The following is a 5,781-nucleotide window of genomic DNA, read 5'->3' as shown; positions in this document are numbered from 1 at the left end:
GGAACGACTAGAAGGGGATTTTTTGGCTGAATTGGACATAACCAAGGTGATTTGAGTGAAACAATTTAGGAAATTGTCTCTTCTCATTTTCACCCCTTTTGTCCACTTTCATTTGACGACGTACACACAATGATCCAGGGAAAAATTGTTTACTCGAAAGAAGGTTGATCTATGAGCTACGGACTGGCTTGGCCCTCTACCTGCAACCTCAGAGACCAGGTCGGGGCCTTGCCCAGACAATAAACTCGCGACCTAGCACTAACACATACTATGGATACACAAATCCCCGTCTTACGCGAATTCAGCGTTGACAAGCTTACAGTAAAACTATACGAAAACCGCCAGCATCTAGGCGAAAATGCGGCACAACTCGCTGCCACCACGATTCGGGACTTGCAGAAAAAACAATCTGTTGTCAACATTGTATTCGCGGCTGCGCCCTCACAAAACGAGTTTCTGGACGCACTTGCTCAACAACCCGATATTGCCTGGGAATGTATCAATGCCTTTCATATGGATGAATACATCGGCTTGCCCGATGACGCGCCCCAGCGGTTTGGCAACTTCCTAAAAGACAGGCTGTTTGATAAAGTACCGCTGCGGGCTATTTATTACATTCGTGGGAACAACGACCCTGATGCTGAGAGTAAACGTTATGAATCGTTACTTCTGGACTACCCTACAGACATCGTCTGCATGGGCATTGGCGAAAACTGTCATATCGCGTTCAACGATCCTCATGTTGCTCATTTCGATGATCCTACCCTCATTAAGAAGGTTGCTTTAGACTTGACAAGTCGATGGCAGCAAGTTCACGACGGTTGTTTTGACACCCTGGATCAAGTACCTGAATACGCCCTAACACTCACAATTCCAGCGCTGATCAAAGCACCTGTTATTTTTTGCATGGTACCGGCAGCTCACAAAGCAGAAGCGATCCACCACACGCTGGCAGATGTTATTTCGGAACAATACCCCTCTACTATTTTACGGAACCATGTTAACGCGACTCTGTTTATTGATCAGGATAGTGGTTCATTCCTTTAACACAAGCTTAGCTGATTGAGCCAGTAAATGACTGCTTTGGACTGTACCAATAATCCAGACGATTTTCAGATAGAGTATTAGCAGCGTAAAATCTAATTCCTGATTTGTATCCTAAACTTATACTACCCTTTCAACGTACCGAATTTTTAAGTCGTAAGAATATCCATCATAGAATAAAAACGCTTGTTAATCTATGAATTGATCACAAGACAAAAATAAGATATCATCTTGATTTTCAAGATGATATGCATTAAAAGTTCCACAAATCAATTTACTGATTAATGCGGTAATTCTTTGCGGCAGTCACCCTGTCCAGTCACTAAAAAAATCCCATGTACAACTTTACTGCTGACCTTAACATAATCGGCGTGAACCCCTTTGTGTTTGTACCACAAGAGATTTTAGAGCCAATTCTTAACCACCCCTGCAACCAAAAAGGGAAAATTCCGATACGTGGCACTATCAACCAACTGCCTTACCAACAGACTTTAGTCAAATACAGGGGCGACTGGCGGCTTTACATCAACACCACAATGCTGAAAAATTCGCCCAAACGAATTGGTGAGACCCTTGAGATTACGATCGAGGTTGACCCCACTGACCGACGCCTAAAACTTCACCCCCAGTTAGGGGAAGCGCTGCAGGCAAACCCATCAGCCAAGGCAATATTTGAGAACTTACGCCCTTCGCTGCAACACGAGATCGTGCGCTACATAACTAAGCTGAAAAACCAGGAAAGCATTGACCGAAACGTTGACAGAGCAATCAATTTTTTGCTGGGAAATGGTCGATTTGTTGGAAGAGCAAAGCCTTAAGCACATGACCCAATGCTTCAGAATAGAATTGGCAACTTATAAAAACCGGCTTTTCAATAAATAGAGCGTTTTTTGAGATCAGGTAACCACAAAAGCTCTCGACAACTTCGTTGAACGCGAAGCTAGCTGAACAGCTACTAAATAGAAGAGGCTGCGTGATGAAACACGCAGCCTTTGGTCCACTCCTCTCAAGCATTATTCACGAACGCTGGTAGGATCTTTAAGAGTCATCTTCGCTATTTCATCTTTGCGTTTAAAAACAACGCCGGCATGCTTCTGCATGTAGGTGATTAATTCTGTTGCGGCTTTAACCATCTGCGGAGTGCCGCTGACACGGTCATGAAAGGTGATGGAAAGTTGTCTACGCCGGGTTGCCGACTCTTCGTAAAGCTGGTCGAATTCCATCTTAATCTGAGTCATAAACTGATCGGGCGAATAATTGCGTAATTCAATCATACCCAAATCATTATTGCGTACGGTGTAGGGAACAACCGCAAAATCTTGTTGATTTACGTTAATAATAAACGGCTCGTCCCGGCTTAGGTCATCAATATGATAAATGCAGCCGAGCTCCTGTAAGATCTTCAGCGTGTTTTCACTACGGCGCAAAAAGTTAGCGTTATAACCAACCGCGGTTTGGCCGGTTACTTTTTTAATAGCATCCAACCCATCTTTAATGAATTTTTTCTCTTCATCGTACGACATGTCGTATTCATCTTTCCAGGTCATACCATGGCCCGAGGCCTCGTGCCCCCGGTCTACAATCTCTTTAGCCAACGCCGGGTTTCTTAGAACAGCGGAACCCACCATGTGTGAGGTTACCTTGATGCCTAATTTATCCCAATTGTCCAGCATCCGCGGGATACCTTCTTTATAACCATATTCGTACCAGGTGGTTGCAGGCAAATCCTTATAACCGGGTTTCATAGTAGGCGGGAAAGGGCTTGGCGCGTTATCCGGCTGACCGCCTGCTTCCAATAGCATGGTAGCAGAAACGACAAGCCTTGATCCATCTGCCCACTTTGATGGTGTAGGGGCATAAACCTTGTTCGGTTTTTCAGCCATCGCTACTTGGTTAGCACCCATCATACCGGCCAATGATAGCAGGCCGGTTTGTTTAATAAAATCTCTCCTGTCTGTCATAACGGGAATGTATAAGAGCGTATCGTTTAATGAATTTCCTGGAGTCGATGAGATTATTCATCAACGCTTTACCCAAACAAGAACAGCGTTGATGAAGCCTTTTGATTAATAAAGTCCCTGATTAAACGTAGCTACAGCTGCTTGAGGGTCAGCCAGGTAATCTGCGTATTGCTGCCCGGCTTCCCCAACAAATATGTCATAACGATCTTCTGCGATGCCAGTATAAATAGCTTCGGCTGCTACTTCCGGTGGCAAGCCATGTTGTTGGCCACCCATATCTTTGGTAGCATCTGTATTGATCAGCGAGGGCATTACCTCGAAAACTTTAATAGTTGTATCTGAAGACAAGGTTAAACGCAAGGCCACAGAATGAGAGTGCAGGGCTGTTTTAGCATCTGAATAGGTCGGCAAAACCACTAATGGATGGAAGGCCACATTGGAGGTAATATTGACGATGGCTGCCTCAGGCTGTTTTTTCAAGAGCGGTAACAACGCTTCAATCAAGCGAACGGGGGCAAAATAGTTCGTTTCAAATTCCTGCTTTGCTTTCTCAAACGCGTTGGCGCCTTCCCCTAACTTATACACGTAGCCTACCCCAGCATTGTTGATCAATACACTCAGATCGCTGTAATTGGCTTCCAGTTCGGCCACTAGTCTTTTGACGGCATCCGCATCGGTCACATCGCAGACGATGGAATCGATGCCTAATTCTTTAGCTGCTGCCTGGATCTTTTCCGGGTTGCGACCAGCTATAATAACCCGGTTGCCTTTTTCACTCAAAAATTTGGCGGTTGCATACCCAATCCCGGAGCCACCGCCGGTAATCAGAATGGTTTTGTTTGTAAGTTTCATCGTGCTTGTTTGATTATGTTTTTCCATGCATTAACTTTACTTGTAAATTGCAAGCGAACAAAGGTAAAACACTTTACTTGCATTATGCAAGTAAAAAGATAATTTTTTTATGAAAGCGATTAAACCCCGGTCGGGATGCCCCCTGAGCTATACGCTCGATTTCTTTGGTGATAAATGGTCATTGCTGATCGTGCGGGATATGGCCCTCAACAACAAATCGACCTATGGCGAGTTTCTGAGTTCAGAAGAGAAGATCGCGACCAATATCCTGGCCGACCGGTTAAGTATGCTGGAGACGAATGGCTTTGTGACCAAGCAAGTGGCCGCCGATAAGAAATCGAAGTTTGTTTATCGGCTGACCGAAAAGGGCATTTCCCTGGTACCGATTATCCTGGAAATTGGCCTATGGGGGTCCACGTATAATCCCCCCGGCCTGAACCCCAACCTGCACCAAGCCTTGAAGCAGGATAAAGAAGGAACCATCAGAACCATTCAGGAAACTCTCCGTAGTAAGCCCTAAATAGATCGTTCTAAAATGAGTTGGGTAGGATCAATAATGAGGATAGTCAGTTTTGTTTGCCAGCCATGATTCTAATTACGGGAGCTACCGGTGGGTTAGGCCACCAAACCATCGACTGCTTGCTCACGACCACCCCGGCCGTAGAAATCGGTGCCCTGGTACGCGACGTTAGCAAAGCCACCGACCTGGTGGAGCGGGGTATAGACGTCCGGCAAGCCGACTACTTTGACTATCCCGCGCTGGTGCAAGCCTTTCGGGGAGTCGATAAGGTGCTGCTGGTTTCTGCCGTGGCCTTTACCGACCGGGTGCGCCAGCACCAGAACGTCATCGATGCCGCTAAGCAAGCCGGGGTGAAGCACCTATTTTACACCAGCATCCAGCGCAGCACAAATTTTGTTATGCCGGAGGTCACCGAAAGCGACCTGGCCACGGAAGCTTATCTCAAAACGTCCGGGCTGATATACACCATCCTAAAAAATGGCTACTACTTTGAAGGCCTGGCGTTACTGATTGGAAGTGAGGTGCCGGACACGGAGATACGTTTTCCGGCGGGAGACGGCAAGATCGCTTTCGTCAAGCGCACCGAACTGGCCGCTGCTACGGCTGCCCTGCTGACCAGCGAAGGACATGAAAACCAGGAATATACACTGACGGGGAGCAAAGCCTATTCGTTTCATGATATCGCCCGGGAATTCTCCGCGTTAGCGGGTCGGCCCGTCGCTTACACTAGCAGCGAGCTGGCGCCCTACATTGTGCAGAAAGTAGCCGCCGGCTTCCCCAAGGTGGTCGCCACCTTCTTGGCTCAGTGGGGTGCCGCTACCAAAGACGGTATGCTGGCCGTGCCACACGATACAGTCGAGCGTCTGCTGGGCCGTAAGCCAACTTCGCTACGGGAGTACTTGAAAACGACTTATTTCCAGGGCGCCTGACCGTTTGTAGGGGCTGCAAATACCCCGTGCATAATCCAGCCAGGCCATTGACTTCCCACAAGAGCTCACTTGCCTGATTCCAGCCTAGGATGGCCAGGCTGTTTCCGCTTTCTCGCCAGCATGTTTCCCTCCCTCAAGCGCCTACCATGCTTTCAAAGCCATCGAATTTGTCGAGTGCGGCCACGTCGGCAAGGCGCTGGCAGCGAAGATGGTGCAAGCGGGCAACCGCGTTGTCTTCAGCCATCAGGGAGGACCCGACCGCTTACCGGCTAAGTTGCCGAACTGGGCCCATTGCTTTCGGCGGGCATCGTAGCGGTTCAAGCCGAGATGATCAACCTGGGTTTCCTGTACACAGTGTCAATCAGTATTCCAGTCCTGCGGGTAATGTTTTAGCCTGCTCGATAAAGTCAGAAAGCTGCTCAAGCGAGGGAGGACGAAGCGTCAATTCTTTCGTCGAATTAATTTCAGTAATTTT

The 5,781-nt window shown here is 47.5% G+C and carries 6 protein-coding genes; 4 read left to right on the top strand and 2 right to left on the bottom strand.

The window, feature by feature from the left end:
- Positions 1-270: 270 nt before the first annotated feature.
- Both ACYVAM_RS31735 and ACYVAM_RS31730 read left to right on the top strand, forming a co-directional pair.
- Positions 271-1,047 carry a glucosamine-6-phosphate deaminase gene (locus ACYVAM_RS31735; protein ID WP_461074181.1) on the top strand — a complete coding sequence of 259 codons (777 nt, stop codon included), beginning with the start codon at positions 271-273 and terminating at the stop codon, positions 1,045-1,047.
- A 332-nt stretch (positions 1,048-1,379) separates the two neighbouring features.
- Complete coding sequence (locus tag ACYVAM_RS31730; protein ID WP_461074180.1) at positions 1,380-1,862, top strand: YdeI/OmpD-associated family protein; 483 nt, start codon at positions 1,380-1,382, stop codon at positions 1,860-1,862.
- A gap of 195 nt (positions 1,863-2,057) precedes the next feature.
- On the opposite strand, the gene ACYVAM_RS31725 is transcribed toward ACYVAM_RS31730, so the two are convergent.
- On the bottom strand, positions 2,058-3,005 hold the full coding sequence (locus tag ACYVAM_RS31725; protein ID WP_461074179.1) for a polysaccharide deacetylase family protein: 948 nt from the start codon (positions 3,003-3,005) through the stop codon (positions 2,058-2,060).
- A gap of 105 nt (positions 3,006-3,110) precedes the next feature.
- The gene (locus ACYVAM_RS31720) at positions 3,111-3,884 is read right to left on the bottom strand and encodes an SDR family oxidoreductase (protein ID WP_461074178.1); all 774 of its coding nucleotides are present in this window, start codon (positions 3,882-3,884) and stop codon (positions 3,111-3,113) included.
- Positions 3,885-3,966: 82 nt separating this feature from the next.
- Between ACYVAM_RS31720 and ACYVAM_RS31715 the strand changes: the two genes are divergently transcribed.
- Complete coding sequence (locus ACYVAM_RS31715) at positions 3,967-4,377, top strand: winged helix-turn-helix transcriptional regulator (RefSeq protein ID WP_461074177.1); 411 nt, start codon at positions 3,967-3,969, stop codon at positions 4,375-4,377.
- A gap of 65 nt (positions 4,378-4,442) precedes the next feature.
- Entirely contained in the window at positions 4,443-5,306 is an 864-nt protein-coding gene (locus ACYVAM_RS31710) for an SDR family oxidoreductase (RefSeq protein ID WP_461074176.1), read from the top strand.
- Positions 5,307-5,781 lie beyond the last annotated feature (475 nt).

It is taken from the genome of Spirosoma horti (genome assembly GCF_054776595.1).
The sequence above is the reverse complement of the archived record's forward strand: the minus strand, read 5'-3'. Positions and strand labels throughout refer to the sequence as shown.